Origin of the sequence: Enterococcus sp. B2E4, from assembly GCF_030499455.1 — a bacterium.
GTDB classification, from domain to species: domain Bacteria; phylum Bacillota; class Bacilli; order Lactobacillales; family Enterococcaceae; genus Enterococcus_D; species Enterococcus_D casseliflavus.
This window is the reverse complement of sequence record NZ_JAUKPK010000001.1, coordinates 279,233-305,999: the sequence shown is the minus strand read 5'-3', so window position 1 is coordinate 305,999 and position 26,767 is coordinate 279,233. Positions and strand designations below refer to the sequence as shown.

At 33.9% G+C, this 26,767-nt stretch carries 24 protein-coding genes; 21 read left to right on the top strand and 3 right to left on the bottom strand.

The annotated features are described in order from the left end of the window. Positions 1-29: 29 nt before the first annotated feature. Entirely contained in the window at positions 30-1,499 is a 1,470-nt protein-coding gene (locus Q1X33_RS01495; protein ID WP_289230492.1) for a helix-turn-helix domain-containing protein, read from the bottom strand. 868 nt (positions 1,500-2,367) lie between these two features. Here Q1X33_RS01495 and Q1X33_RS01490 point away from each other — a divergent pair. From Q1X33_RS01490 to wecB, 20 genes are all read left to right on the top strand, one after another. After that, positions 2,368-3,237, top strand: a complete 870-nt coding sequence (locus tag Q1X33_RS01490; protein ID WP_301969475.1) for a hypothetical protein — start codon at positions 2,368-2,370, stop codon at positions 3,235-3,237. Between the two features lie 31 nt (positions 3,238-3,268). Next, positions 3,269-4,219, top strand: coding sequence for an LCP family protein (locus Q1X33_RS01485; RefSeq protein ID WP_171805165.1), 951 nt, complete (start codon positions 3,269-3,271; stop codon positions 4,217-4,219). Between the two features lie 15 nt (positions 4,220-4,234). Next, positions 4,235-5,014: a YveK family protein gene (locus tag Q1X33_RS01480; RefSeq protein WP_016608123.1), complete on the top strand. Its 780-nt coding sequence runs from the start codon at positions 4,235-4,237 to the stop codon at positions 5,012-5,014. A gap of 12 nt (positions 5,015-5,026) precedes the next feature. After that, positions 5,027-5,731, top strand: coding sequence for a CpsD/CapB family tyrosine-protein kinase (locus Q1X33_RS01475; RefSeq protein ID WP_086292089.1), 705 nt, complete (start codon positions 5,027-5,029; stop codon positions 5,729-5,731). A 23-nt stretch (positions 5,732-5,754) separates the two neighbouring features. After that, positions 5,755-6,519 carry a tyrosine-protein phosphatase gene (locus Q1X33_RS01470; protein ID WP_218212769.1) on the top strand — a complete coding sequence of 255 codons (765 nt, stop codon included), beginning with the start codon at positions 5,755-5,757 and terminating at the stop codon, positions 6,517-6,519. Between the two features lie 12 nt (positions 6,520-6,531). Continuing rightward, entirely contained in the window at positions 6,532-8,349 is a 1,818-nt protein-coding gene (locus Q1X33_RS01465) for a nucleoside-diphosphate sugar epimerase/dehydratase (protein WP_301969474.1), read from the top strand. A gap of 12 nt (positions 8,350-8,361) precedes the next feature. Continuing rightward, positions 8,362-8,976 (top strand): sugar transferase, encoded by a 615-nt coding sequence (locus tag Q1X33_RS01460; protein ID WP_218212767.1) that lies wholly within the window; start codon positions 8,362-8,364, stop codon positions 8,974-8,976. Beyond that, on the top strand, positions 8,973-9,857 hold the full coding sequence (locus tag Q1X33_RS01455; RefSeq protein ID WP_218212766.1) for an NAD-dependent epimerase/dehydratase family protein: 885 nt from the start codon (positions 8,973-8,975) through the stop codon (positions 9,855-9,857). Before Q1X33_RS01460 ends, Q1X33_RS01455 begins: the two co-directional genes overlap by 4 nt. After that, entirely contained in the window at positions 9,850-10,944 is a 1,095-nt protein-coding gene (locus Q1X33_RS01450; RefSeq protein ID WP_301969473.1) for a glycosyltransferase family 4 protein, read from the top strand. Before Q1X33_RS01455 ends, Q1X33_RS01450 begins: the two co-directional genes overlap by 8 nt. After that, complete coding sequence (locus tag Q1X33_RS01445; RefSeq protein ID WP_218212764.1) at positions 10,937-12,247, top strand: nucleotide sugar dehydrogenase; 1,311 nt, start codon at positions 10,937-10,939, stop codon at positions 12,245-12,247. The genes Q1X33_RS01450 and Q1X33_RS01445 overlap by 8 nt, the downstream gene beginning before the upstream one ends. Positions 12,248-12,249: 2 nt before the next feature. Beyond that, on the top strand, positions 12,250-13,230 hold the full coding sequence (locus Q1X33_RS01440) for an SDR family oxidoreductase (protein WP_301969472.1): 981 nt from the start codon (positions 12,250-12,252) through the stop codon (positions 13,228-13,230). After that, entirely contained in the window at positions 13,230-14,420 is a 1,191-nt protein-coding gene (locus Q1X33_RS01435; protein ID WP_301969471.1) for a glycosyltransferase, read from the top strand. The genes Q1X33_RS01440 and Q1X33_RS01435 overlap by 1 nt, the downstream gene beginning before the upstream one ends. Before the next feature lie 98 nt (positions 14,421-14,518). Continuing rightward, on the top strand, positions 14,519-14,962 hold the full coding sequence (locus Q1X33_RS01430) for a glycosyltransferase (protein ID WP_301996700.1): 444 nt from the start codon (positions 14,519-14,521) through the stop codon (positions 14,960-14,962). 5 nt (positions 14,963-14,967) lie between these two features. After that, positions 14,968-15,570, top strand: coding sequence for a glycosyltransferase (locus Q1X33_RS01425; RefSeq protein ID WP_301996707.1), 603 nt, complete (start codon positions 14,968-14,970; stop codon positions 15,568-15,570). Further along, positions 15,563-16,822 carry an oligosaccharide repeat unit polymerase gene (locus Q1X33_RS01420; RefSeq protein ID WP_218212760.1) on the top strand — a complete coding sequence of 420 codons (1,260 nt, stop codon included), beginning with the start codon at positions 15,563-15,565 and terminating at the stop codon, positions 16,820-16,822. The genes Q1X33_RS01425 and Q1X33_RS01420 overlap by 8 nt, the downstream gene beginning before the upstream one ends. Before the next feature lie 283 nt (positions 16,823-17,105). Then, a complete protein-coding gene (locus Q1X33_RS01415; RefSeq protein ID WP_218212759.1) occupies positions 17,106-17,942 on the top strand; it encodes a glycosyltransferase in 837 nt (278 codons plus the stop codon). A 139-nt stretch (positions 17,943-18,081) separates the two neighbouring features. After that, a complete protein-coding gene (locus Q1X33_RS01410; RefSeq protein WP_301969469.1) occupies positions 18,082-19,281 on the top strand; it encodes a hypothetical protein in 1,200 nt (399 codons plus the stop codon). Continuing rightward, positions 19,274-20,305, top strand: a complete 1,032-nt coding sequence (locus Q1X33_RS01405) for a polysaccharide biosynthesis protein (protein ID WP_218212757.1) — start codon at positions 19,274-19,276, stop codon at positions 20,303-20,305. The genes Q1X33_RS01410 and Q1X33_RS01405 overlap by 8 nt, the downstream gene beginning before the upstream one ends. Continuing rightward, positions 20,302-21,411 carry a capsular polysaccharide biosynthesis protein CapF gene (locus Q1X33_RS01400; protein ID WP_218212939.1) on the top strand — a complete coding sequence of 370 codons (1,110 nt, stop codon included), beginning with the start codon at positions 20,302-20,304 and terminating at the stop codon, positions 21,409-21,411. The genes Q1X33_RS01405 and Q1X33_RS01400 overlap by 4 nt, the downstream gene beginning before the upstream one ends. Before the next feature lie 2 nt (positions 21,412-21,413). Continuing rightward, positions 21,414-22,538 carry a non-hydrolyzing UDP-N-acetylglucosamine 2-epimerase gene (gene wecB / locus Q1X33_RS01395; protein WP_218212756.1) on the top strand — a complete coding sequence of 375 codons (1,125 nt, stop codon included), beginning with the start codon at positions 21,414-21,416 and terminating at the stop codon, positions 22,536-22,538. A gap of 270 nt (positions 22,539-22,808) precedes the next feature. Here the strand turns inward: wecB and Q1X33_RS01390 are convergent, their stop codons facing one another. Further along, positions 22,809-22,970 (bottom strand): hypothetical protein, encoded by a 162-nt coding sequence (locus Q1X33_RS01390; RefSeq protein WP_261369833.1) that lies wholly within the window; start codon positions 22,968-22,970, stop codon positions 22,809-22,811. A 345-nt stretch (positions 22,971-23,315) separates the two neighbouring features. After that, positions 23,316-23,423, bottom strand: coding sequence for a helix-turn-helix transcriptional regulator (locus tag Q1X33_RS01385; protein ID WP_301969468.1), 108 nt, complete (start codon positions 23,421-23,423; stop codon positions 23,316-23,318). 637 nt (positions 23,424-24,060) lie between these two features. On the opposite strand from Q1X33_RS01385, the gene Q1X33_RS01380 reads away from it, so the two are divergent. Further along, on the top strand, positions 24,061-26,757 hold the full coding sequence (locus Q1X33_RS01380) for a MucBP domain-containing protein (RefSeq protein WP_301969467.1): 2,697 nt from the start codon (positions 24,061-24,063) through the stop codon (positions 26,755-26,757). Positions 26,758-26,767: the final 10 nt, after the last annotated feature.

The window sequence follows — 26,767 nt, the reverse complement described above, 5'->3', positions numbered from 1 at the left end:
GAAGGAGGAGAACAGAGGGTGCACGATTATCAAGGATTGAAATTGGCATTCAATTTCTCTTCTAATGCTTCCCAGTCGTGCTCATCGGGAAAGGTTTTGAATAGCAAATAATCAATGTCTTGGGCATATTCGGTAATATATTCCGTATAGTTGGTAACGATCAAATCAATTTGATTTTTTTCCAAATAGCCTGCCGACAATTCATTGGAGTCTGGAAAATAAAATGTCCGAGAGCTGCGCAAATAACGAACAGATTTGCATTTTAATAATTGGCATAAATAAAAGGGGCCTTCGAATAAAAAAGCGATATTTTTCTTTGCTTGCCAGTACAACGATTTAATAGAAGTAACGTACATCGTAAGACTCGTTCCTAAGTGCTCCAGTGTGTTACTGTCCCAAATTTCTCTGGCTAATGGTTGCGTCAACAGATAGTTTTTAAATAGATGGTAATCATCCGTATATGCCTCTTCGACAAATTGAACGGTATCAGAAATCATATGGTTTAATAAAGGGGATAATAATTGCTTGATTTTTGCTACCGTAAAAAAGGACTCCACTAAGAGCCGGTCACGAGCGCTATCTTGTGTATCCGGCAAACAATCTTTGACAAAGGCTGCCGCAAGCTGCTTAATTTCAGGCCAATGATTATACTCTCTGCAAAAGGTTTGTTCGATCGCCAAGTTGCTGATTGAGCGACGGGTTTTCACTAGTAAGAACAAATAAAGGACTTCCTCATAGGGAAGTTCTTTTTGGTATTGTTCACTCATTGCCTCGTTGATTTCAGAAAATAGCCGAAAATCATTATACTGCTCGAATATTTTTTTTATTTGCTTAGGCAACTCGATACGTTGACCTGCACAATGGCGCTCAAAGGTGATATACAAGTAATAATTGAATTCACCAAATGAACAAGCATGTTGGTCGAGTTGATAACATCTTGAAAAAGCACTAGCAGTGATATTTTGGATGGCGATCGGCGGAAAGATCGTATGGGCAGTAATTTCTGATTCATAATAGAAATCATGGAAAAACTTGCGAATATTGATCTCCTCACCGAGAAAGCAAATAGGATTGGTTTGAATCTCTAAACGATAGAAAGAAAAAATCGGTTGCACTTTCCGTAAATAGCGAAGAACAGTGCTTTCTGATATATGGTATTTCTCGGCCCATTCTGATGAGCTATAAAGATCATTGTGGAAAATACTTTCGATGATATGGAACAAAATCTCATCGGCAATCAGCGCACGTTTTTTCGTTAAATACACAGCGGAATGTTTGATTGAAAAAATATACCCCTTGTGAGAAGAGTCGATCGATAAACAGTCGCCAAAATACTCTTTTAGATCCGTCACGTCCGTAACGATTGTTCGCGTGGTACTTCCTGAAATCTTTGCCAAACCTTGAGTCGAACATTGATAATTTTTCTCGAATGCCATCAAAATTTTCAGCCATCGAATCGTTGCAGTATTGGTAATAAAATTAATTTGAAAATTTCTCAAGACGTGGCTCCTTTCATGAATAAAATCGCAAATCTTACTTATTCATCTTAATGAAGATAGGGAAGAAAAAACAAATCACGTATTTCATCGGTTGGTGAAATCTATACCTGAGTATGTGCAAGATTTTTTGCATTTTTTATAAATCAACTGATGATTGGCATATATATATATATATATATATAGGTAGAAACACGTTTTTTCAGTGCAAAAAAGGAAATTGATGGGCATTGAATAGTATGAGAGAGGTGATAATTTTATTACGACAAAATAAAAATTGAATGATTAACTATATTTGAAACAAACCGATAGCTGATGAAAGGGCGGAATTGAGGGGGAAAGTCAGTTTATGGAAGATAACTTATAATTTTAACAGGAACGATTGGTGTAAATAAATAGTAACTGCGAAGGAAACCCTATGTGCCCCAAGAAAAATATTCAGTTTTGTCCAACCGATTTATAATAACAACAAAAGCATTTAACTTTTCTTTCTGAAATTCTTATCTTTTCTATTTATAATGAAAAGATGTTGAGAAAATGAATGAATATAATCTCTTATGGTTATTTTTCTATGATGTGACAACTCTCAAAGACGATGAGAATAACGATTATCACTGAATTATTTATTATTTAAAATGAGGGTTTAAAAAAACTGTCAAGTATGCTACACGTTATTTATGTATATTTAAAATAACTGATATTTGCCATTATATAAGTCTTTTGTTGATGAAAAATATACCTTTAAAAAGAAAAAACAGGAATTTCCTTTATTTAATGATACATTTCTCTTATAATAAACTAGAATTGCCTTTATTATGTGAGACGAAGGCAGAATGCTTAAACAAGCACAATTGAATTAGGGAGTGTGTTCATGGGAAAGCCGTTAATAAAGACTTTGACTGTGTTAGCTGTGGGAATCGGAGCCATCGCAATATGTTTGATAGGTTACCGACAAAATAACCAAAGACAATATCAGCAACGAGTCGAATACGCACAGACAGCGATTGCAAGCGAGCGAGAGCGCTTAAATGAACTGTCCGGAGAAATTGCTGGTATGTACAGCAACGAAGAGCAAACGTTTTTACGAAGTGATCTTAGCGAAGAAGAGGTTTTGAAAACTGTCGCGAAACTATCAGCAGTAAAAGTATCTGCAGATGATTACGGAATCGAAGAGAGCGCATTGCCGAGCGAATCTGTTGAGATTCAAGAAAAGAAACAAGCGCTGGATGATCAACTAAAAGAGATCGAGGCAAAAGTGAAAGTACAAGCTAAGACAGCAGCGCTGTTTACTGAAGGTGTTTCGAATTGGCAAGCAGCTGAGAACAATGTCACTATTAAAGAGGATCTAAAAGAAACGGACTTAGGGAATGTTCGTGAGGATTTAAATTTTCTTGAAGATGGTCCATGGAAAGACCTTGTTTCTGCTTATTTAGAGTTTGCGACCACTCAATTGGATCGCATTACACAAATTCAAGCCAGCTTGAATGCTATGCTGCAAGAAAATGTTGTAACTAGCGAGGTGACTTTGGATGGCTATTTAGCTCTGATTGACAGCATCAATCAAGTGCGAAATCAAGTACTTAAAGATTCTTTTTTAGAGTCCGCTAATTCAATTGCGGCACAAATGGGGTATACAGGCTATACCAGTTATATACCCTCAGCTTCAACTGAAAGTTATTCTGACGATACATCAACAGGAGACGGTACTGGAACAGACATGAGTTCAGCGTCTTACTATTAAATAAGTTGAATCTTGCTGAAGGAAATTTTAGATAACTGGAGGAAAGCAAATGTCAAAAGGAAAAAAGATTTTTTTGATTATCTTTTCAATCGTCGCAGTGTTAGTCATCGGATTGATCGGTGTCGCTGCCAAACTATATTTTGATGTATCAAACTCAATTCAAGAAACCTATCAATCAGTCGAGCGTGATCGAGAAGATCGCTTACGTGAAAATGATGTTGATCTATCCCAACAAGAGTCCTTCTCGGTTTTACTGATGGGGATCGATACTGGTGATTTAGGGAGAGTCGAACAAGGCCGTTCTGATACCATGATGGTTGCGACCATCAGCCCACAAGACAATCAGACGACGGTGGTGAGTATTGGACGAGATTCCTATGTCGATATCGTTGGACACGGGACGACAGATAAAATTAACCATGCCTATGCTTTTGGTGGACCAGCGATGGCAATGAACACCGTAGAAAAATTTTTGGATATTCCGATCGATCATTATGTATCAATCAATATGGCTGGGTTAAAAGATTTAGTCGATGCAGTTGGCGGCATTGAAGTTGATAATGAGATCACCTTTTCGCAAGATGGCTTTGATTTTGCTATCGGACGTACGTCACTAAATGGCGAACAAGCCCTTGCCTATTCAAGAATGCGTTATGAAGATCCAAACGGCGATTATGGCCGTCAAGAACGCCAACGGAAAATCGTGGAAGGGATCGTTAAGAAAGTCTTGAGCCTTGATGGAATCACCCAATATCAAACAATCTTAAATGCCGTTGAGCAAAACATGAAAACAGATATGAGTTTCGATGACATGCGAACCTTAGCGTTTAACTATCGCAGTGCCTTTCAAACGATCAAACAAGATCAGTTGCAAGGGGAAGGATTCATGCAAGACGGCATCTCATATCAGCGTGTGAGTGACGAAGAACTAGCAAGAGTTCAAAAAGAGTTGAAAGCTCAACTAAATCTAGAGAATGAATAGGAAAGTGGAGAAAAGATGGAAGAAACAATTAGCTTAAAAGAAATATTCGCAATTCTACGGAAACACTTAGCTGCTATTTTTATTTCAATGTTTGCTGGTTTAGCTTTAGCAGGTATATTCACCTTCTTTGTCATTACACCAAAATACAGTTCACAAGCCCAGTTGATTGTGACATTGCCTCAATCAGAAACTACCAATGCAAACGATGTAAATACAAACCTGCAAATGATCAATACGTATAAGGATATGATCGTCAGTGATTTAGTTATGACACAAGTAAAGGATCGTCTGGAGTCCGAAAACAACCTTGACTTGACTGTCGGACAATTAAAGGAATCCATTTCGATCAATCAATCGCAAAACTCACAAATGTTTTCCATTCAGGCAACTAGTACCAATGCAGTGTCAGCGCAAAATATTGCCAACACGACCGCATTGGTCTTTCAAGAAAATGCCCAAGATGTTATGAATGTTGATAAAATCTCAATCATTTCAAGTGCGGTAGCTAGTACCACACCAGTTTCACCTAACAACAAACTAAACTTAGCCATTGGTCTAGTACTAGGCATCATGGTCGGCGTTGGCTTAGCCTTCTTATTGGAGTTGTTAGATCGAACTGTCAAAGATGATAAATTTGTAACTGAAACATTAGGCTTTACCGTATTAGGTACCGTACCCCAAATGTCACCAAAAGAATTGGCTGCGACCATTCAGAAAAAACCAAGTGCACCATTTATTAAGAAACCGCAAGGCGACAAATCGGCAGAATCACGTCGCAGTCGTAGTCGGGTCTAGGAGGGAACAATGATGGCAAAAAAACAAGAACGAACTGGGACACAAACGCATGCAGTAAGTTTGATCACGCTAATTGATCCTTCTTCACCAATCTCAGAGCAATATCGTACGATCCGTACAAATATTCAATTTGCGTCTTCAGCAGATAAGCAAATCAAGACCATTGTTGTTACTTCTTCTGGTCCAGGTGAAGGGAAATCGACAACCTCGGCCAATTTAGCGGTTGTTTTTGCTAAATCAGGACAACGGGTATTGTTAGTTGATGCCGATATGCGAAAGCCTACTGTATACAAGACGTTTAGCTTAAATAATGCTAGTGGATTGAGTACCGTATTAAGTACCTCAACGAGCGTCCTTGAAGCAGCCCAAAAAACGGTGATTGATAATCTGTCTGTTTTAACAAGTGGACCAAAACCACCCAATCCATCTGAGCTTCTTGGGTCAGCACGAATGAACCAAGTGATGGAAGAAGCGAAAAACCTTTATGATGTGGTTATTTTTGATATGCCACCTGTTGTAGCAGTCACTGATGCGCAAATTATGGCATCGAAAGCAGATGGGACGATCTTAGTAGTTCGAGAAAATGTTGCACGTAAAGAATCCTTAACAAAAGCGAGAGATCTTTTGAATATGGTTCAAGCAAGAATCATTGGTGTGGTCTATAACGGTGCTGAACACTCGAAAGATTCAGGTTACTACTATTATTATGGAAATTAATTAATTTGGAGGAGAAGAGAGAAATGATTGATTTACATTGCCACATTTTACCAGGAATTGATGATGGAGCAGAAGACATCAATGCGAGCATTGCTATGGCTGAAAAAGCGATTAGCCAAGGAATCACGCATATCCTTTGTACCCCACATCATAACAATGGAAAATACCGCAATCCGAAGTCAGAGGTCATTTCTCTCGTTACTTCTTTACAAGAAGAATTAGACGCACGGAACCTGCCCTTGACAGTTCTTGAGGGGCAAGAGGTTAGGATAACAGGAGATTTAATTGAGGATATACAGAAAAATGACATCCTTTTTACAGATCTTGATGATACGTATATCTTGATAGAATTTCCTACGATTGAAGTACCTACGTATACAGAACAAATATTCTTCGATTTACTACAGCTGGGAAAGATTCCAGTCATTGTCCACCCCGAGCGGAATGCTCATTTTAGAAAAGACCCTAACAATCTCATCCCTTTTTTGGATATGGGCTGTTTAGCTCAGTTAACTGCGCCAAGTTATGTCGGCGTATTTGGAAAAGAGATCCAAAAAACAGCAAAAACAATGGTTGAACATAATCTTGTTCAGATGGTCGCTTCGGATGCCCATGGCGTCACAAAACGCACCTTTAATTTGAAAGAAGCTTATGAGCAAATTGGAGAAGATTTTGGTTTGCAGAAAGAAACATTGATGAAACAAGTAGCAAAAGATTTGATAAACGGGGATCAAATCAGTTTTCCAAGTTATATAGAAGTGAAAAAAAAGAAATTCGGGTTATTTTAGGGGGAGACTGGGTTGTTTGATTTAACGAGAAGAAGAAAAATTGTGATTTTGATAGTTTTAGATAGTTTATTGATCATAGCAGCGAATATAGCAGCAGTTTATTTTATGAAACCCTTTGTGGCGATTCCAAAAGAATTTACATTGATGTCGGTGAGCCTTTCTGTCGGCTTCTACCTGTTTTATGGTTCCGTGTTCCGTGTTTTTTCTAGAATCAATCGGTACACAAACTTGAAAGAAATGATTGCTATCTTCCTGGCTGTATCATGCAGCGCTTTTACATGTAATGTGATCTTGTTTTTCGGTGATGAAACCTATAGCGTGCGCTTAGTGATCTTTACGTACTTTCTCTCGCTCTTTTTGATCATAGCTAGTCGATTGGTTTGGCGGATCTATATAGAAAGAAAAAACATGAGAGGGACATCCAATGAGGTTGTTAAGAATACCTTGATCGTTGGGGCAGGTGAAGGCGGCCGTATTCTTTACAATAGCTTTGTAGGTTCTAAAACGGCAAGTGACATTAATATTATCGGATTTGTCGATGATGATCCGAATAAACGAAACACGTATCTTTCTGGGAAAAAAGTCTTGGGTTGTATCACTGATTTACCTGATTTGATTCAAAAGTATGAGATCAATATGGTCACTATCGCCATTCCTTCTTTGTCACGGAAAAAACTGCGGAGTATTTTTAGCTTAATTGAACCTTTGCATGTCAAAGTCAACACGATGCCATCAATGGAAGAAATCGCCTCTGGGAAAATCAGCACCTCACGTTTGAAGAAAATCGATGTCGTTGATTTGCTAGGCAGAGATGAAGTCAAATTGGATATCGACTCCATCAAAGATCAAATTACGGGAAAGACCATATTAGTGACTGGTGCTGGAGGATCGATTGGTTCCGAAATCTGTCGCCAAGTGATTCAATTCAATCCTAAAAAACTAGTTTTATTAGGACATGGAGAAAACTCGATTTACTTAATTGACCGTGAACTGAAAATCAATTTTAAAGACAATATTACCGAAATCGTTCCCGTTATAGCCGATATACAAGATCGTGAAAAGATGTTTGAAATCATGAACGAAGTCAAACCGGATATCGTCTATCATGCGGCAGCCCATAAACACGTGCCGTTGATGGAATACAATCCTAAAGAGGCAGTCAAAAACAATATTTACGGGACGAAGAATACTGCTGAAGCTGCTAAAGCTGCGAAGGTGAAAAACTTTGTAATGGTCTCTACAGATAAGGCCAATAATCCGCCAAACGTCATGGGGGCAACAAAGCGCATCTCCGAGATGATTGTTACTGGCTTAAATGAAAAAGGTTGCACGAAATTTTCTGCTGTACGTTTTGGTAATGTCTTAGGTTCAAGAGGCAGTGTGATTCCAGTATTCCGTGAGCAAATAGCAAAAGGCGGACCAATTACGGTGACTGATTTTCGCATGACCCGTTATTTCATGACGATTCCAGAAGCTAGCCGCTTAGTTATTCAGTCAGGCGCACTTGCTAAAGGTGGCGAAATCTTTATTTTAGATATGGGCGAACCGGTGAAAATCGTTGATCTTGCGAAGAATATGATTCGTCTAAGTGGTTATAGCGAAGAAGATATTGAGATTATTGAGACTGGGATTCGACCTGGTGAAAAATTATACGAAGAACTATTATTGGATAAAGAACGGAATGATGAAGCAGTCTTCGAGAAAATCTTTGTTGGCAATATCAAAGGTTATTCCTTGGAAGAGGTACTTTATTTTGTAGAAGCACTTCCTAAAGAAAGTGCTACTTTGGCTAATGAAATTGTGAAATTTGCAAATGCTTCAAACAAATAGGAGTGGGTTTTGTTGTATAAGGATGGATTGAAACGAATCATTGATTTTATTTTATCGTTAACGGGGATCGTTGTGTTATCACCAGTTTTATTACTTTTATGCTTAGCAATAAAACTAGATTCTAAGGGACCAATTATTTTCAAGCAAAAACGGGTTGGAAAGAATAAAACCTATTTTAATATTTATAAATTCAGAACAATGAAGATTGATACACCAAAAGAAATGCCGACACATCTATTAGCAGACCCTGATTTTTATATCACCAAGGTCGGAAAATTTTTAAGAAAAACAAGTTTAGATGAATTACCTCAATTGTTCAACATTATCAAAGGTGATATGGCTGTCATTGGGCCTCGTCCAGCGCTATGGAACCAATATGATTTGATTGAAGAACGTGATAAGTATGGGGCAAATAATATTCGACCAGGATTGACTGGGTTGGCTCAGATAAGTGGTAGAGATGAGTTGGAAATTAAACAAAAAGCTCTTTTAGATGGGAATTATACTGAAAGCATTTCGCCATCTATGGATCTGAAGTGTTTTCTTGGAACGATTGTTTCTGTTTTTAAAAGTGAGGGTGTTATAGAAGGCGGAACAAGTAGTATTAAGAAGGAGGATGGGCAATGAAGCGTATCCTCATCACAGGAGAAAATAGCTATGTTGGTACATCATTTAAAACATGGATAGAGCAATATAAAGATTATTATCAAATTGAAACGATTAGTGTTAGGGAGAGTACTTGGAAAGATGTTGATTTTTCTGTATATGATGTTTTGATTCATCTTGCAGCTATTGTTCACGTCAAAGAATCAAATGAAGAATTGTATTACAAAGTAAATCGTGATTTAGCTATTAAAGTAGCAGAAAAAGCAAAGAAAGAACACGTAAAGCATTTTATTTTTTTTAGCACGATGTCTGTTTTCGGAGTAGAGAGCGGAGCTATTTCTGCAAAGACTAAAATAAATCCTAAAACACCGTATGGTAAATCTAAGAGAGAAGCTGAGATACAGATCGAAAGGTTAGCAACTGATTCTTTCAAAGTAGCGATAATCAGACCTCCTATGATTTACGGTCCGCAATGTGTTGGAAATTACCAAAGATTATCAAATGTGGTGAAAAAAATTAATGTATTTCCTAAAGTGAACAATAAAAGAAGTATGCTGTTTATAAATAATATGAATCTTTTTTTAAAAACCATTATAGATTATAAGCTAGTAGGAATACTACATCCTCAAAATTCAAAATATGTTAATACAACAGAAATGGTATCATTAATAGCTGCAATAAATAAGTCTAATATTTTTTTTATTAAAGGATTTTCGCCGCTTATAAAATTATTTACGAAAAATATTACATTATTCTCTAAAGTTTTCGGTGATTTATTTTATGATCATTCGCTTTTAGGTTCGCCAGGTTCGTATGTTGATGGAATCAAAATGGATTATTCCTATATAAATTTTGATACTAGCATAAAACTTACAGAAAATCAGGAGAATTATTATGACTAAAGTGTTGCTTATTGCAAATCATCCAAAATATGTATATAACCTTAGAAGAGAATTGATAGAAGAACTAATTAAAAAAGATTTTTCTGTGGGAATCTGTTGTCCCTACGGAAAAGAAGTAGATTATTTTATTAGTTTAGGATGTGTATTTTTTAACAGTAAATTAGATAGACATGGAAAAAATATTCTCACTGAACTTAAATTAAAAAAAGAATTCGGTAAAGTAATGGATTCCTTTACGCCTGATATTGTTTTGTTGTATACAATAAAACCTAATGTTTATGCTGGTCTTGAAGCAAGTAAAAGGAATATCCCAAGCATTGCAAATGTTACGGGGTTAGGTTCCCCGTTTCAAAATGATGGGTTACTAAAAAAAATTCTAATAAGAATGTATCGTATAACTTTCAAAAAAATCAATACAGTTGTATTTCAAAATGAAGAAAATAAAAAATTTTTCTATCTTAATAAGATAAAAATAAATAACAGTATTTTGTTACCAGGATCAGGAATCAATCTTGAGCATTATAAGTATCTGGAATACAAACATGACAATACAACCAAGTTTGTTTTTATTTCGAGAGTGATGAAAGAAAAAGGTATTAATGAGTTTATTCTTGTAGCAGAAAAAATTTTGCAAAGCTACAAAAATGTAGAATTCCATGTTGCTGGTTTTATTGATGGTGATTACCAAAAGATAATTAGTGAAAAAGAATCACAGGGCATTATAACTTATCATGGTATGGTTGATAATATTCAAGAATTGTTAAAAGAGATAGATTGCGTAATTTTACCTAGTTATCATGAAGGGATGTCAAACGTACTTTTAGAAGCTAGCGCGTCTGGGAGAGTTTCAATTGCTTCCAATATTCCGGGCTGTAAAGAAATAATTGAAGATGGCGTTACCGGTTTTCTTTGTAAACCAAAAGATGAAGATAGTTTATTTAAAGCAGTTGAAAAGTATTTAACATTAAATTATGAAATTCGTAAAAAAATGGGTCTCGCATCAAGAGAAAAAGTTTCACAATATTTTGATCGTCAAATTGTTGTCAATAAATATGTTGAAAGAATTGAGGAGATTTGTAATGGATAATTTATATGATGCAATAGTAAGAAAAAAAGAAAAAATTTCTGTGATAGGTTTAGGATATGTTGGAATGCCTATCGCTGTTGCTTTTGCACATAAAGTCCACGTAATTGGTTTCGATTTAAATAAAGAAAAAATAGAACTGTATAAAAATGGAATTGATCCAACAAAAGAAGTTGGAGATGATATAATTAAAAATACAAAGGTTGAATTCACATCTGAAGCACGGGATTTGAAAAAAGCAAAGTTTCATATTGTAGCAGTTCCTACTCCTGTCAATGAAGATCATACACCAGACTTAACACCAGTAGAATCAGCAAGTAAAATAGTTGGACAGAATTTAACGAAAGGCTCAATTGTTGTTTTTGAATCTACTGTTTATCCTGGAGTTACAGAAGAAATATGCATACCAATTTTAGAAAAAGAGTCGAGATTAATTTGTGGAAAAGACTTTAAAGTAGGTTATTCTCCAGAAAGAATTAATCCAGGAGATAAGGTTCATCGTCTTGAGACAATTGTAAAAGTTGTTTCTGGAATAGACCAGGATTCCTTGGATATTATTGCAAAAACATATGAGCTTGTTGTTGAAGCCGGGGTATATAAGGCTTCGACTATTAAAGTTGCTGAAGCAGCAAAAGTTATTGAAAACTCGCAAAGAGACATAAATATCGCTTTTATGAACGAACTTTCTCTAATCTTTCATAAGATGGGAATCGATACAAAAGAAGTTTTAGAAGCTGCCGGTACAAAATGGAATTTTCTTAAATTTTATCCTGGACTTGTTGGTGGCCATTGCATCGGAGTAGATCCATATTACCTGACTCATAAAGCAGAGCAATTAGGATATCATTCACAGATTATCTTAGCAGGAAGACAAATTAATGATGATATGGGAAGAGTCGTTGCTGAAAGTGCTATAAAACTAATGATCAAAAATAAAAAAGATGTTGCCCATGCCAAAGTCGGGATCTTCGGTTTTACATTTAAAGAGAACTGTCCAGATACTAGAAATACAAAAGTTATCGATATCATAAATGAATTAAAAGAATTTAATATTGAACCTCTAGTTTTTGATTCAGAGGCAGATGCTGAAGAAGCTGATCAAATATATGGATTGAAATTTGTAAAAGAAGAAGAGATGAATGAATTAGATTTAATGATTATTGCTGTCAATCATGATAGCTTTGTTAATCAAAATATAAATTATTGGTTAGACCGAATTAAAAGTAAAAAAGTTATTATGGATTTAAAAGGTATGTTGGATAAAGACGAAGTAGAAGCATTAGATGTCGCTTATTGGAGGTTATAAAATTGAGTTATAGCGAAGTTGTTTTCCCGAAAAATAGTCAATTTTTAGTTACGGGCGGTGCCGGTTTTATCGGAAGTAATTTATGTGAAGTATTATTAAACATGGGATATAAAGTAAGATGTTTAGATAACTTATCAAATGGTTTTTACGAGAATATAAAACCATTTATCAATAATATGAATTTTGAATTTATTAATGGCACTATCACCGATTATGATGTATGTAATCATGCATGTAAAGATGTTGACTATGTTTTGCACCAGGCTGCATGGGGAAGTGTACCTAGAAGTATTGAGATGCCTGTTTTTTATGAAGAGGTAAATATCAAGGGTACTGTAAATATGATGGATGCAGCGCACCGAAATAATGTAAAAAAATTTGTTTATGCTTCAAGTTCCTCAGTTTATGGTGATAGTCCTAATCTACCTAAAATTGAAGGAAATGAAGGTAACCTACTTTCCCCATATGCTTTAACAAAAAAAGTTGCTGAGGAGTATGGAAAAATTTATTCTACTATTTATGGTTTAGAAACTATTGGTTTAAGATACTTTAATGTTTTCGGCCGTAGACAAAACCCTAAAGGTGCCTATGCGGCAGTATTACCTAAATTTATTTCTTTACTGATGAATAATAAAGAGATAGTAATTAATGGAGATGGTAATCAATCTAGAGACTTCACATATATTGAAAATGTTATAGAGGCTAATTTGAAAGCTGCTTCAAGCTCAAGTAATGTATCTGGGGTTTCATTTAATGTTGCTTGTGGGGATCAAATTAGCTTGAATGAAGTTGTGGAGTTTCTTAAATCATCATTGAATCTGTCTGATATAAATCTAAAATATGGACCATCAAGAAAAGGAGATATTATGCATTCTAACGCATCAATTGAAAAAATTAAAGAAAAATTGCATTATAATCCAGATTATAGCTTCAGTGATGGAATCGCTAAAACAATCGAATGGTATAAAGAAGTGTTGAAGTAATGGCAAATAAAATTGTTTATATAGGGAATTTTATATATCCAGATGGTAATGCTGCGGGTAAAAGAGTATCTTCAAATGGTAAGTTATTATCATCCCAGGGATACGAGGTATACTATATTGGTAGAGGAAAAAATAAAGACGCCAATAATATGGGAGAATCTTTTCCATGGAGTTTCGAAATTTATAATAATAAACAAAATATAAAGGCGCATTTGTTATCAAATAGAAAGATTTTAAAAAAAATTAAAGATATTATATCTGAGATAGGAATAAATAACGTTAAATTTGTAATATTGTACGGTGAATTAAATAATAGTTTCTTGAATTTAAAATTAATAAATTGGTGTCATAAAAATAATATTAAAGTTTTAATTGATTGTGTCGAGTGGTGGTCTGAAAATGATGGTAACATTATATTTAGAACCGTTAAGAATTTAAATACAAATTTTTTAATCAAATATGTTAATAAAAAAGCTGATGGCATAATCACAATTAGTAATTACTTGATGACATTCTATAGTGAAAAAGGAATTCCTACAGTAATAATTCCTCCATTGGTAGACTCATTATTTTACTCAGGCAAAAGCAAAACTTCTGAAAATATAAAAGTTATTTATGCAGGATTTCCATTTAGAAAAGGTATAAAAAACATTTCCCATCTTGCTATGAAAGATAGACTTGATAAAGCAATAGATATTTTGCTTTTAGTAAAAAAATCTAATCCTAACTTACTCTTTGATATTTATGGAATAACTTATGAAGATTATATATTTAGTGTTCCAAGACAAAGAAGTATAATTGAAAAGAATTTATCATGGATAAAATTTCACGGGGAATTAGAAAATGATTTTATTTTAAAAGAAATAATTAAATCGGACGCTTCAATATTATTGAGAGATGATAATCTTGTTTCTAGAGCAGGTTTTTCAACTAAATTAGTCGAAAGTATTTCTCTTGGAACTCCAGTAATTACCACCGATGTGGGAGATATTGATAGATACTTAAAAAATAATAACATCGGTTTAATCTTATCAAATAAAGAAAATATAAATACTCACGTTGACTATGTTAATGACTTTTTAAGAAGTATAAAAAGCATGACCAATGTAGAAAAAAATGATTACAATATTTTTTATTATAAAAACTACGAGTCAAAATTAAAAAGCTTTTTAGAAAATTTAAGCAATTGATTTCAAATTTAATTTCTCAAAGATGTTTAATATTTCGTTTTATGAAATACTAAATATAAGCATAATTTTGTATAAATCTAAGGGGGATCAACAAATTTATGAAAAAAATTATGGTGACTTTTAGAAAGGGGGCTGAAAATGGGGGTCCTTATAATAGTCATAAAAGGTTAATTGAAAGCAGATTGAAAGATAAATATGAGTTTATTCCTATATATATTACAAATGGGTCGATTGGTATATTCAATTTAAAATTATTAATCTATATTATAAAAAGTATAAAAGAACATAAACCAGATCTTATATACTGTACCGGATTACAATTAGAAGGATTTTACTATACTTTAGCTAGTAGAATAACAAAAACTCGATCACTGTTAATAATTCATGGGAGTAGTACTGAATCTACTACAATAAAAAGATCTAAAAAAGTAATAATGCAAATGATAGAGCTTATTACTTTATCCTTTGCTACAAATATTTGTGCAGTAAGCGACTATGTTAACAATTGGTCTGTATTAAGATTTTTTGAAAAAAAAAATTAGGTGTAATTTATAATTTAGGAAATAAAGGATATTTAAAAAAGAATTTTCTTAATGAAAATGATGAAGTGAGTTTGATTACTTCTGGACGATTAACAAAAGAAAAAGGTATGGATAAGATTGTTGAATTATACAACAAGGTTAGCATGAACACGAATAAAAAAGTTAAAATTAAAATATTAGGTAATGGAGATTATAGAGAAATTTTACAAAAAGATATAAACCTTAATGGGCTTGAAGATAAGATAGAATTGTTAGGATACCAAAAAAATATAGAAAGATTCTATAATAATTCGGATATCTATTTTTCTCTAAGCGAGCATGAGACATTTGGGATGTCTATTTTAGAGGCGACTGAATTTGGATTACCGATTGTTGCTTTTAATGTTGGGGGAATACCAGAAATTGTAGTTAACAACCATAATGGAAAACTTGTTGACGTAAACAACTTAGACGAATTTGCTAATGCAATTTGTGAGTTAATGGATAATGAGTCATTAAGAATTAACATGGGGAAAAATGGTAGGATGAAAGCTAATGTTAAATTTAACAGAGATGATATTTTAAACAAGATCGATCAAGTAATATGCGAGGCTATGATGAATGACTAATATAAAAAAAGGAATAACTATAAGGGATTTTATAAATATTTTAGTAATAACTATATATTTATTGTTATTTATTTTTCCGCCATTTAGATCCAATTTTGAACTTAACTTAATATTATCTTCAATCATATTTTTGATTTGGATTATATTTTCATTTGTTTATTGTCCAAAATATTTTATTGAATCCAAATATTTCTGGGTACTAATGTACTTTATGTTATACACAATTTTAATACCATATTTCTTATCAAATCCAACTATCGGTAATAGATATTTCAGTTTTTCATTAATACTAACATTTAGTCTAATTGCGGAGTATAATTATTATATCGGAAAAAATTATATCAATAAATTTGCTTTTTTTTTGATATTACCCTTTATTATTTTAACAACTATAATTACTTCTTATAACTTGATAATGAATCCCTATATTTCTAGAAGTATTAAATCAGAGGGGATATATAGTTCAAGTTTACTAGCTCAAGGGATTGGAGGATATGATTTCATTTACTTTTCCGTATTTTTGCTTTTAGTAATCGGTTTGTTTTCAAGTCATAATAAGAAAAATGTGTCTCTCAAAAATCCATTAATTTTAATCACAGGGCTAACTATTTTTATAACTATTTTGTTATCTAATTATCTAACTGCGCTAATTTTAATTTGTGTTGGGTTACTACTTTACTATTTTGTGGTTTTGATAGAAAAAAAGAAATGGATTCAAATTCTATTTTTATTTTTTATTGGTTTACTAGTTATTCTTTTTAAAGATAGTATTATTCAAATAAGTTTTGAATTTTTATTACGAATTTTCGAAGATGGTAGAGTAAATGAAGCTTTGCTTGAGTTAAATAATTCATTAGCTTCAAACAATTCACTTTCTTTAGAGACTACCAGATGGGTAAGGATGCAGACGAGCTTAAGTACTTTTTCTCATAATCCATTTTTTGGAATAGTAGGAAAAAATGAGGGATCTGGAATTTCAGATTTATTAGTTGGACAACATTCTTTTATTTTAGATACTCTAGCTCTAATGGGTTTTTTCTATACATTGTTTTTTCATAGTTTACTCTTCAATCCCTTACTGAAAATATCAAAACTGACGATTACAAAAATTTTAAGGGGAAAAATTTTTATAATCGCTGCTGTACTTTTGCTATTTATAATACTGAATAATTTATCTCCCAGTGTGGGAGTTATTACAGGTTTTATTTTACCGATGTATATATATTCTTCAAAAGAAGGTGCCTATAATTAATAAAGAAAATAATATCTTGTTCGTTGCTTATTATGATTTAATGGTCAATTCCAATAGAAATGTTGCTGTTTCTGCAGCTAACAAAATCGACTACATTATAAGCTTATTGAATAGAAATGGATATATCGTTAATATACTTTCACCAGCAGAATCAAAATATAAAGGATTTCAATCACGTCAAATACGTAGATTTGAAAATAATACTTTATTCCTTTTTCCTTCATATCATTCTGAGTTACGTATAATTAATTATTTCTCAAGAATTTTTACCAGGATATTCTTTATGATTGAGCTTATCAGAAGCTGTGTAAAATTTAGAACAGTAATAATTTATCATTCAATGAGTTTGCGGTGGGTAATTTTTTTTCTTAAGTTGTTAAAATGTGATGTTATTCTAGAATTAGAAGAACTATATTCAGATTTAGTGGAATCAGAAAGAAAGATGAAGAAAATTGAAATTAAATACATCAATAAGTATGAAAAATTCATATTATCTAATGTATCATTGTCAAAATATATAGAAAATAAGAGTAATTTAGTTGTGATAAACGGAAATTATTTTAATAATAATTTCAATGAGAAAAAAAAACAATCTAGCACAATAAATTTGGTATACTCTGGTACATTTGAAAAATCAAAAGGGGTAATAGAAGCAATTCATTTAGCAGAAAAATTACCGTCGGAATACTGTCTGCACATTCTTGGTTACGGAAATAATCAGGAAGTGACTGAGGTAAAGTCACTAATTAATAAAATCAATGAATATTCGTTATGTGAAGTAAAGTATTTGGGGTTGCTAAAAGGAGAAGAATTTGATGTATATTTAAGTGAAAATTGTGATATAGGGTTAATATGTCAAGATATACACGCCTCATATTCTTCTACATCGTTTCCTTCAAAAATATTGTCTTACTTAAGAAATGGTCTTGCAGTTTTGTCTGTAGATGAAGAGTCGATAAGAAATTCAGAAGTTTCGCCTTTGATACATTTTTATCAGGATAATAATTTTTATGATGTATTAAGGTCGATTAGTGTAGTGGAGCAAAAGAAAAAAAATAGTTCTTTTTTAAAAAAGTTAGACGAAAAAAAATTACAACAAATAAATGAGTTGGTGAAGTGATATTAATAAATTATTAGATAAAGACAGTAAAAATTTGGTTTTAAATATATGCGGAGCTTTTATAGTTAAAGGTTTTTCACTTCTTATATCGTTATTCACAATTCCTTTGTACATGAAATTTTTTGGTAATGAAGTGATCATGGGGTTATGGTTTACTTTAGTATCAGTATTGTCATGGATATTGAATTTTGATCTAGGTATAGGAAATGGATTAAGAAACAAATTAGTATATTACCTTGTAGAAGATGATCCTGATAAGATACAGCAGACAATTTCTTCAAGCTATATTCTATCATCCTTAATATCTTGTATTCTTGGGATTACATCAATTATCGTTGGTTATACATTTCACTGGAATAAATTTTTTAATGTTTCCTATGACTTGATTTCCGGCGACTCATTGAGAAAAATTGTATTGACTATCTTATTAGGCCTAGTATTGCAATTCTTTTTAAAATTATCAAGTTCAATACTCTACGCTTTACAAAAATCAGCAATTGTAAACGCGATGTCTTTTGTAACTAATTTGTTTAATTTATTGTTTATCTATTTTTATTCATCGTCAAATTATGTAGAAGGTTTGTATATTCTTTCAATTGTATTTGTTCTTAACATGAACCTTCCATATTTATTAGCTACTTTTTATTTATTTTTGGGACCTCTAAAGAATTTCTTTCCTAGGTTTAAATATTGGGAAAAAAACTTAGCAATGTCAACTATGAAATTGGGATTGAAATTCTTTTTTGTGCAAATTCTATATATGCTTCTAATTAATACTAATGAATTTTTTATCTCATATTTGTTCAACCCATCTTTTGTAGTAGAATTTCAAATTTATAATAAAATTTTCACATTGGGAAGTACCATATTTATCTTAATTCTTACACCTGTTTGGTCTGCAGTTACTAAAGCAATTGCTGAAAATAGATACGAATGGATGAGTGTTTTATTTAAACGGATAGTTTCTTTATCAATAATAGGTATAGTAATACAACTCATAATTTCTTTCTTTTTGCAATCTATAGTGGATGTTTGGTTGCGTTCTCAAACTGTGGATATCAATAGAGTATATTCATTTATTTTTGCTATTTATGGAGGTATTTTAATTCTTAATAGCGTATTTTCAAGTTTTGCAAATGGATTGTCAGAAATAAGGAGTCAATTAATTCTTTTTAGTATAGCTTGTTTATTGCGTATAATATTTTTATACTTATTAAAAGACCAAGATATTGGGTGGATTTCGATACCGATAAGTTTAATTTTATGTTTAATCCCGTATAGCATATTTCAGCCAATAATATTAATGAAGAAAATGAAAAGGAGAATAAAAAATGAATAATCACTTTTCTGGAAGAGTACTTTTAATAACAGGAGGAACTGGGTCTTTTGGTAATGCAGTAATGAAAAGATTTTTAGATTCAGATATAAAAGAAATCCGTATCTTCTCCCGCGACGAAAAAAAGCAAGATGATATGAGAAAGAAATACAACAATGAAAAATTGAAATTTTATATTGGGGATGTACGCGATAAAAATAGTGTTAAAAATGCAATGTACGGAGTAGATTACATATTTCATGCTGCTGCATTAAAACAAGTTCCTTCATGCGAATTCTTTCCGATGGAAGCTGTTAAAACAAATGTCATGGGTACGGATAATGTTGTGACAGCTGCTGTTGAGATGGGGGTAAAAAAAGTTATTTGTCTTTCAACAGATAAAGCAGCTTATCCAATCAACGCAATGGGGATTTCAAAGGCAATGATGGAGAAGGTTTTTGTAGCAAAAGCAAAAACTGTGACAGATGAAAATACAATGATTTGCGGAACGCGGTATGGTAATGTCATGGCATCCAGAGGTTCTGTGATTCCATTATTTATTGAGCAAATAAAAGCAGGAAAACCGTTAACTGTAACGGACCCGGGCATGACTAGATTCTTGATGAGTTTAGAAGAAGCAGTTGAATTAGTTGTTTTTGCATTTCAATATGCAAAAGCAGGAGACATCATGGTTCAAAAATCGCCTGCGTCAACGGTTGGTGATCTAGCACAAGCAGTGAAAGAACTTTTTAAAGTCGAAAATGAGATTCAAATTATAGGTACACGTCATGGTGAGAAAAGATATGAAACGCTTCTTACAAAAGAAGAATATCTCGTTGCGAAAGATATGGGCGGCTTCTATCGTGTTCCAGCTGATACTAGAGATCTTAACTACGAGAAATATTTTAGTGAAGGCAGTACTGAGTTGACACACGAAGGTGAATACAATTCTGATAACACAGAACGACTATCTGTAGAACAAATCAAGGAAAAATTATTAGCATTAGATTATGTTCAAGAAGAGTTGAAAGAGTGGAAAAGTCGATGAATATTTTAGTTACAGGAGCCAATGGATTTGTAGGTAAAAATTTAATTGCAGAGCTTCGAAATGAAGGTTATGGAAATATTTTTGAATATGATATAGATACTCCTCCACATTTATTAGATGAATATTGCTTAAAAGCAGATTTTGTTTTCCATTTAGCGGGCGTGAATCGTCCCAAGGAAGAAGAAGAGTTTATGGAAGGAAATTTCGGTTTCACCTCAGTTCTTCTAGATAAACTAAAGGAATACAACAATACCTGTCCAGTAATGATATCATCCTCTATTCAAGCTGCTCTTAACAATGCTTATGGTCGCAGTAAGAAAGCTGGAGAAGATCTTTTACGAAAATATCAAAGAGAAACTGGAGCGAAAGTCTACATTTACCGATTCTCTAATTTGTATGGAAAATGGTCGAAACCAAATTATAATACGGTAGTAGCGACTTTTTGTTATAAAGTGGCTCGAGGTGAAGAAATAACCGTTAATGATAAAAATGCGGAAATTGAACTTTGCTATATTGATGATGTTGTTAAGGAATTGCTGCACTGCCTTCAAGCAAAACCATTTATTGTCGACGACTTTTGTTCAGTAAGAGAAACGGATACAGTAACTGTGGGCACTTTGAGAGATATAATTCTTTCTTTTAAAGAAAGTAGAATAAATCTATCTGTACCTCAATTGAATCGTAGAATAGAAAAAAATCTGTATAGTACATTTCTTAGCTTTTTACCAGAGGATGAGTTTTCATATCCTTTAAAGATGAATATCGATGATCGCGGATCATTCACCGAATTTTTGAGGACTGAAGATCGCGGACAAGTCTCAATTAATATTTCAAAGCCGGGGATTGTTAAAGGTAATCACTGGCATCATACCAAAAATGAGAAATTTTTGGTAGTAAGTGGAAAAGGCGTCATCCGCTTTAGAAAGATTGATTCTAAAGAAATCATTGAGTATTTCGTTTCTGGTGAGAATTTAGAAGTAGTCGATATACCTGTTGGCTATACCCATAATATTGAAAATTTAGGGGATACTGACATGGTCACTGTTATGTGGGTAAACGAAACGTTTGACCCTGAAAATCCTGATACTTATTACCTGGAGGTCTAGCATTGAAAAAATTAAAAGTTATGACAGTCGTCGGGACTCGTCCTGAAATCATTCGCTTATCTGCAGTTATTAATCGTTTAGAGAGTTCTAAAGCGATTGACCATGTACTTGTACATACTGGTCAAAACTATGATTATGAACTAAATGAAGTTTTCTTTGAAGACTTTAAATTAAAGAAGCCAGATTATTTTTTGAATGCAGCAACAGGTACAGCCATTGAAACCGTTGGGAATATATTGATCAAAATTGATCCGATTCTTGATGAAGTAAAACCAGACGCATTTTTAGTCTTGGGAGATACTAATAGTTGTTTATGTGCAATTGCAGCGAAGAGGAGACATATTCCAATTTTTCATATGGAAGCTGGAAATCGCTGTTTTGATCAAAGAGTACCAGAAGAAACAAATCGAAAAATTGTAGACCATACAGCTGATATTAATTTAACGTATAGTGATATCGCCAGAGAATACTTATTGAGAGAAGGGCTTCCAGCGGATCGAATCATTAAAACCGGTAGTCCCATGTTTGAAGTGCTGAATTCTAGAAAAGAAGATATTGAGAACTCACCTATTTTGGAAAAACTAAGTCTTAAGCAAAATGAGTATTTTTTAGTATCAGCACATAGGGAAGAAAATATTAGTTCAAAAGAAAATTTTCATGATTTAGTGGATTCACTAAACTCAATTGCTGAAGCATATCAATATCCAATTATTATCAGTACCCATCCTCGGACAATGAAAATGATAGAATCAGAGGGTATTCAATTCCACGAATTGATTCAAACCATGAAACCTATGGGATTTAATGATTACAATAAGCTTCAAATGAATGCTAAAGCTGTTTTAAGTGATAGTGGTACGATTAGTGAAGAAGCGTCGATTCTTGGATTCAAAGCTCTAAATATCCGTCAGGCACATGAAAGACCAGAAGCTATGGAAGAAGCTAGTGTGATGATGGTTGGGTTGAAGAAAAACAGAATTCTTGAAGGATTAGAAGTTATAGAGACACAAGAAGATGATACTCTCCGACAAGTATCAGATTATTCAATGCCAAATGTGTCTGAAAAAGTATTACGGATTATTGTTTCTTATACAGATTATGTGAAACGTAAAGTATGGAATGAATAAATAAAACTGATTATGGAATTTATATTCATAGAAGAATCAATGTTATTTAAATATGATTTTAGTAATCCTTACAATATTATGAAGATTATTAAAAAATTCTTGTTACTAATTCAGGATTGTATTTTAATAATACGAATAAATAATTACTCTGTTAATTATATGGGAAAATATAAGATAAAAGAATTTTGGAGAAAAAGCTTTTTGATTAAGTATATTAAAAAACTTTTACTTGAATGATCTTTTAACTGGTATAACTATCAATTTAATATGCTACATCTCAAACTTCCGCCAATCAAACAAATAAATCACCCCAATTGCTTTAAACGTCAAATAGATAAAATGACCATAATTATGGCCAATCAGATGTAACGCATCTGCGGAAGCTCCTTTATTCGACCAAAGAGTAAAACCTAATATAATGGCTAAGATCATCAGACCTTTTCCTAATGCAAAGACAATTGTTTTTGCAGGGAGGGGTCTTTTTTTTGTGAGGAAAAAGCCGAATAAAAGGACAAAGTTAACTAGTAACAAAAAGTGTGCAGCAGCTGTCCATAAGGTCATTGTTCCTGTAGGTGTAAAGAAGTCGGTGAAAACGCAAGCGACGACTGCAGTCAAATTTAGCAAGTATAGAGGAAGGCGGAAGGTTGGTTTCTTTTCTTCACTCTTTATTCCTGGTTCTTCTGCTAATTGTTCTGGTTTTAGTAGTGACTCTAAATCGATTTGATAGAGATCACTTAATTTGATCAGTGTGTCGATGTCTGGGGTACTTCGGTTGTTTTACCAATTTGAGATCGTTTGTCTAGTAACAAATAATTTTTCGGAAACTTCTTGTTGGGTGAGTCCTAATTTCAAGCGACTCTCTTTTAATTTTTCAGCTATAGTCATTTCAATGCTCCTTCTGACCTATCCTATCATAAAGCGGTTCAAAGAAACAATTGTAAAGCTCGATTTAACGAAAAAATGCACAAGTTCTTTTCTTTGTTCTTAAAAGATTAAATTTAAATGAGCTTATGTCAGATATTCCTAAAAAATTTCCTGAAAGTGCTCGATTTTTTTCAGTGAATCCTTCACCTGTAATAAGTAACAATTGTCATATATGAAGTAATAAATGTTCAAAGATAGCACATATTGAGAGTAGAAGATAGACTTGCTCGAATCATTCAAAAAAAGAAAGTCACGATCAAGTAAAAAATAGTCTCCTTTTTTGAAAATGAAATCATTGATAAAACAAGGATGCAAAGAAGATTTGCGCTGGTTTGCACTGGATTTGCTTGAAGGTAAGGGTGCTTGAATTATAAAATTCTGAAGAGGTGATGCAATGCGATGACAAGTGAATTAAGTATACATACGATCAATGGTATTTCATGTGTCCGCATAAAAAATTTTTGATAGGAGTGGATGATACGCTAAATAAAAAATTGTTTGTAAATTAAAAATTAATAAATTATAATGATTTTTAGGCGTAAAAAAAGTTTGGATAAAAAGGTTTTAATTTTGAAAAAGAAGGTTAAGGTGAAAGTTTGTGAAAAAGAAGTTTAAATCTATTCTATCTTTAGTAATCTTATTAAGTGCTGCGGTGGTAACGCCAGCATTTCAGGTAGTGGCGGAAAGCCAAGTGTTTTCAGAATCTCCGCAGGTGGATCAGGAAGAAGTGAAAACTGTACAATCTGATGATACGAATGCTTCTGCGGATGCTGGACAAGCTACCTCTCAAGTAGAAAATCCTACGCTAACAACAACGACCTCAGCGCGCGTGGATGCTGAGAACGAACGAACACAAGCAAGTAGTGACAGTAAAGAAGCCATCAGCGGATCAGAAAATAAAGAAGAACCTGCTGCAAGCCCTGTAAATAATGTCCCTTCTTCTGTTGATCCGTCGTCTGCAAGAGCTGCCAATGCGCAACTGACGGTTCAAGTTTTAGATAGTAATTCAAACCAGCCAATCCAAGGCGCTTATTTCACATTGACCCCCTCGACATCTGGTGAAGTGACGTTGTTAGTCACGGACAGTTCAGGAAAGGTAACGATTCAGGTTCCTTCAGGGGGCTACTTTATTAAGCAAGTGGGTACAACGAATCAAAGATTGAACTACGCATTTACATCGATTGGAAATTCTATCAATTTGCAAGCAGGAGAAACCAAAACATTGGCACTTTATGAGCGTCAAATTGTAGGCGAGTATGCTTTTGGAGATAGCCCCGATACGATTCATATTCCTGTAAACAGTAACTTCGATTTCTCAACACAGGCATTAGGGATCGAGGCGTTTAAGTTAAATTTTAGCGGCAACATAGAAAAAAGTATTTCTGACTCACAGATCTTTCCGTACTACACAAATGTTGATCCGAGCAAACCGGGGACTTACGTAGCAATTTTTATGGCTAGACAAGCCTCATATAGTGTATATACAACCCATGTAGTCAATGTCATTGTTGACCCGGAGCAGGTGGGAGAGGTAACTGTCAGATATCTTAATACTCAAGGGCAAGAAATCCTTGAAACGAAGACTTTATCTGGTACCATTGGTGCTTCATATGATGCTAGTACGGATGAGTATAAGTTATCAATTGACGGTTACACCCTAGACGAAAGCCAATTACCAGAAAACAGTAAAGGCATATTTAGTGAAACAGCACAAACCATCACCTACATTTACACAAAAAATCCTGTACCAGCAGCGGATGTCACGATTGAGTATGTAGATTTAGAAGTCAACGAAATCCACGCTAGTCAAACGATTAGCGGGAATGTAGGCGACTCTTTCGATGTAAGCACAGATCAATATAAACTATCGATCGATGGCTATACACTAGACGAAAGCCAATTGCCAGAAAATAGTAAAGGTGTATTTGGCGAAACGGCGCAAACCGTCACCTATATCCACACAGAAAATCCGATACCAGCAGCGGATGTAACAGTCGAGTACGTGGATACAGAAGGCAACGAAATTCACGCTTCACAAACGATCAGTGGAAACGTAGGTGAGTCTTACGATGCCAGCACGAAGAACTATCAATTAGTGATTGAAGGCTACACCTTAGACGAAAGCCAATTGCCAGAAAACAGTAAAGGCGTATTTAGCGAAACGGCACAAACCGTCACCTATATCTACACAAAAAAACCGATACCAGCAGCAGATGTGACGGTCGAGTACGTGGATACAAAAGGCAACGAAATTCACGCTAGCCAAACGATCAGTGGAAACGTAGGCGACTCTTACGATGCTAGTACAGAAAAATATCAACTAGCAATCGAAGACTACACATTGGATGAAAGCCAATTGCCAGAAAATCTTAAAGGTGTCTTTAGTGAAACAGCACAAACCGTCACCTATATCTACACAAAAAATCCCGTACCAGCAGCGGATGTCACAGTGGAGTACGTGGATACAGAAGGCAACGAAATTCACGCTTCTCAAACGATCAGTGGAAATGTAGGTGAGTCTTACGATGCCAGCACGAAGAACTATCAATTAGTGATTGAAGGCTACACCTTAGACGAAAGCCAATTACCAGAAAATAGTAAAGGTATGTTTAGCGAAACAGCGCAAACCATCACCTATGTGTATACAAAGAATCCGATACCAGCAGCGGATGTAACGGTCGAGTATGTGGATACAGAAGGCGAAGAAATTCATTCTCCTCAAACGATCAGTGGAAACGTAGGCGAATCTTACGATGCTAGCACAGAACAATACCAACTAAAAATCGACGGTTACACCATAGATAAAAGCCAATTACCAGAAAATCTTAAAGGCGTATTTAGCGAAACAGCGCAAACCGTCACCTACATCTACACAAAAAATCCGATACCAGCAGCGGATATAACGGTCGAATACGTAGATACAGAAGGCAAAGAAATTCATCCTTCACAAACGATCAGTGGAAACGTAGGCGAGTCTTACGATGCCAGCACAAAAAAATATCAACTAACAATCGACGGCTACATAGTAGACGAAAGTCGACTGCCGCAAAATGCCAAAGGCACATTCGGTAAGGAAGAGGCAACTGTGACGTATGTTTATACAAAAGAAAACGTAGCAACCGCCGTTATTTCTGATAAAAAAGAAAAAGAACCAACGGCGACTGTTGTTTCGAAAAAAAGCGCTTCTGCACAAAGATTGCCGCAAACCGATGAACAGGGGACGTTGTTCCCGTTTGTAGTTGGTTTGTTCTTTATCGCCACGGCAAGCTGGCTTTATTTCAAAAAGCGTAAATAGTGATTAAGTA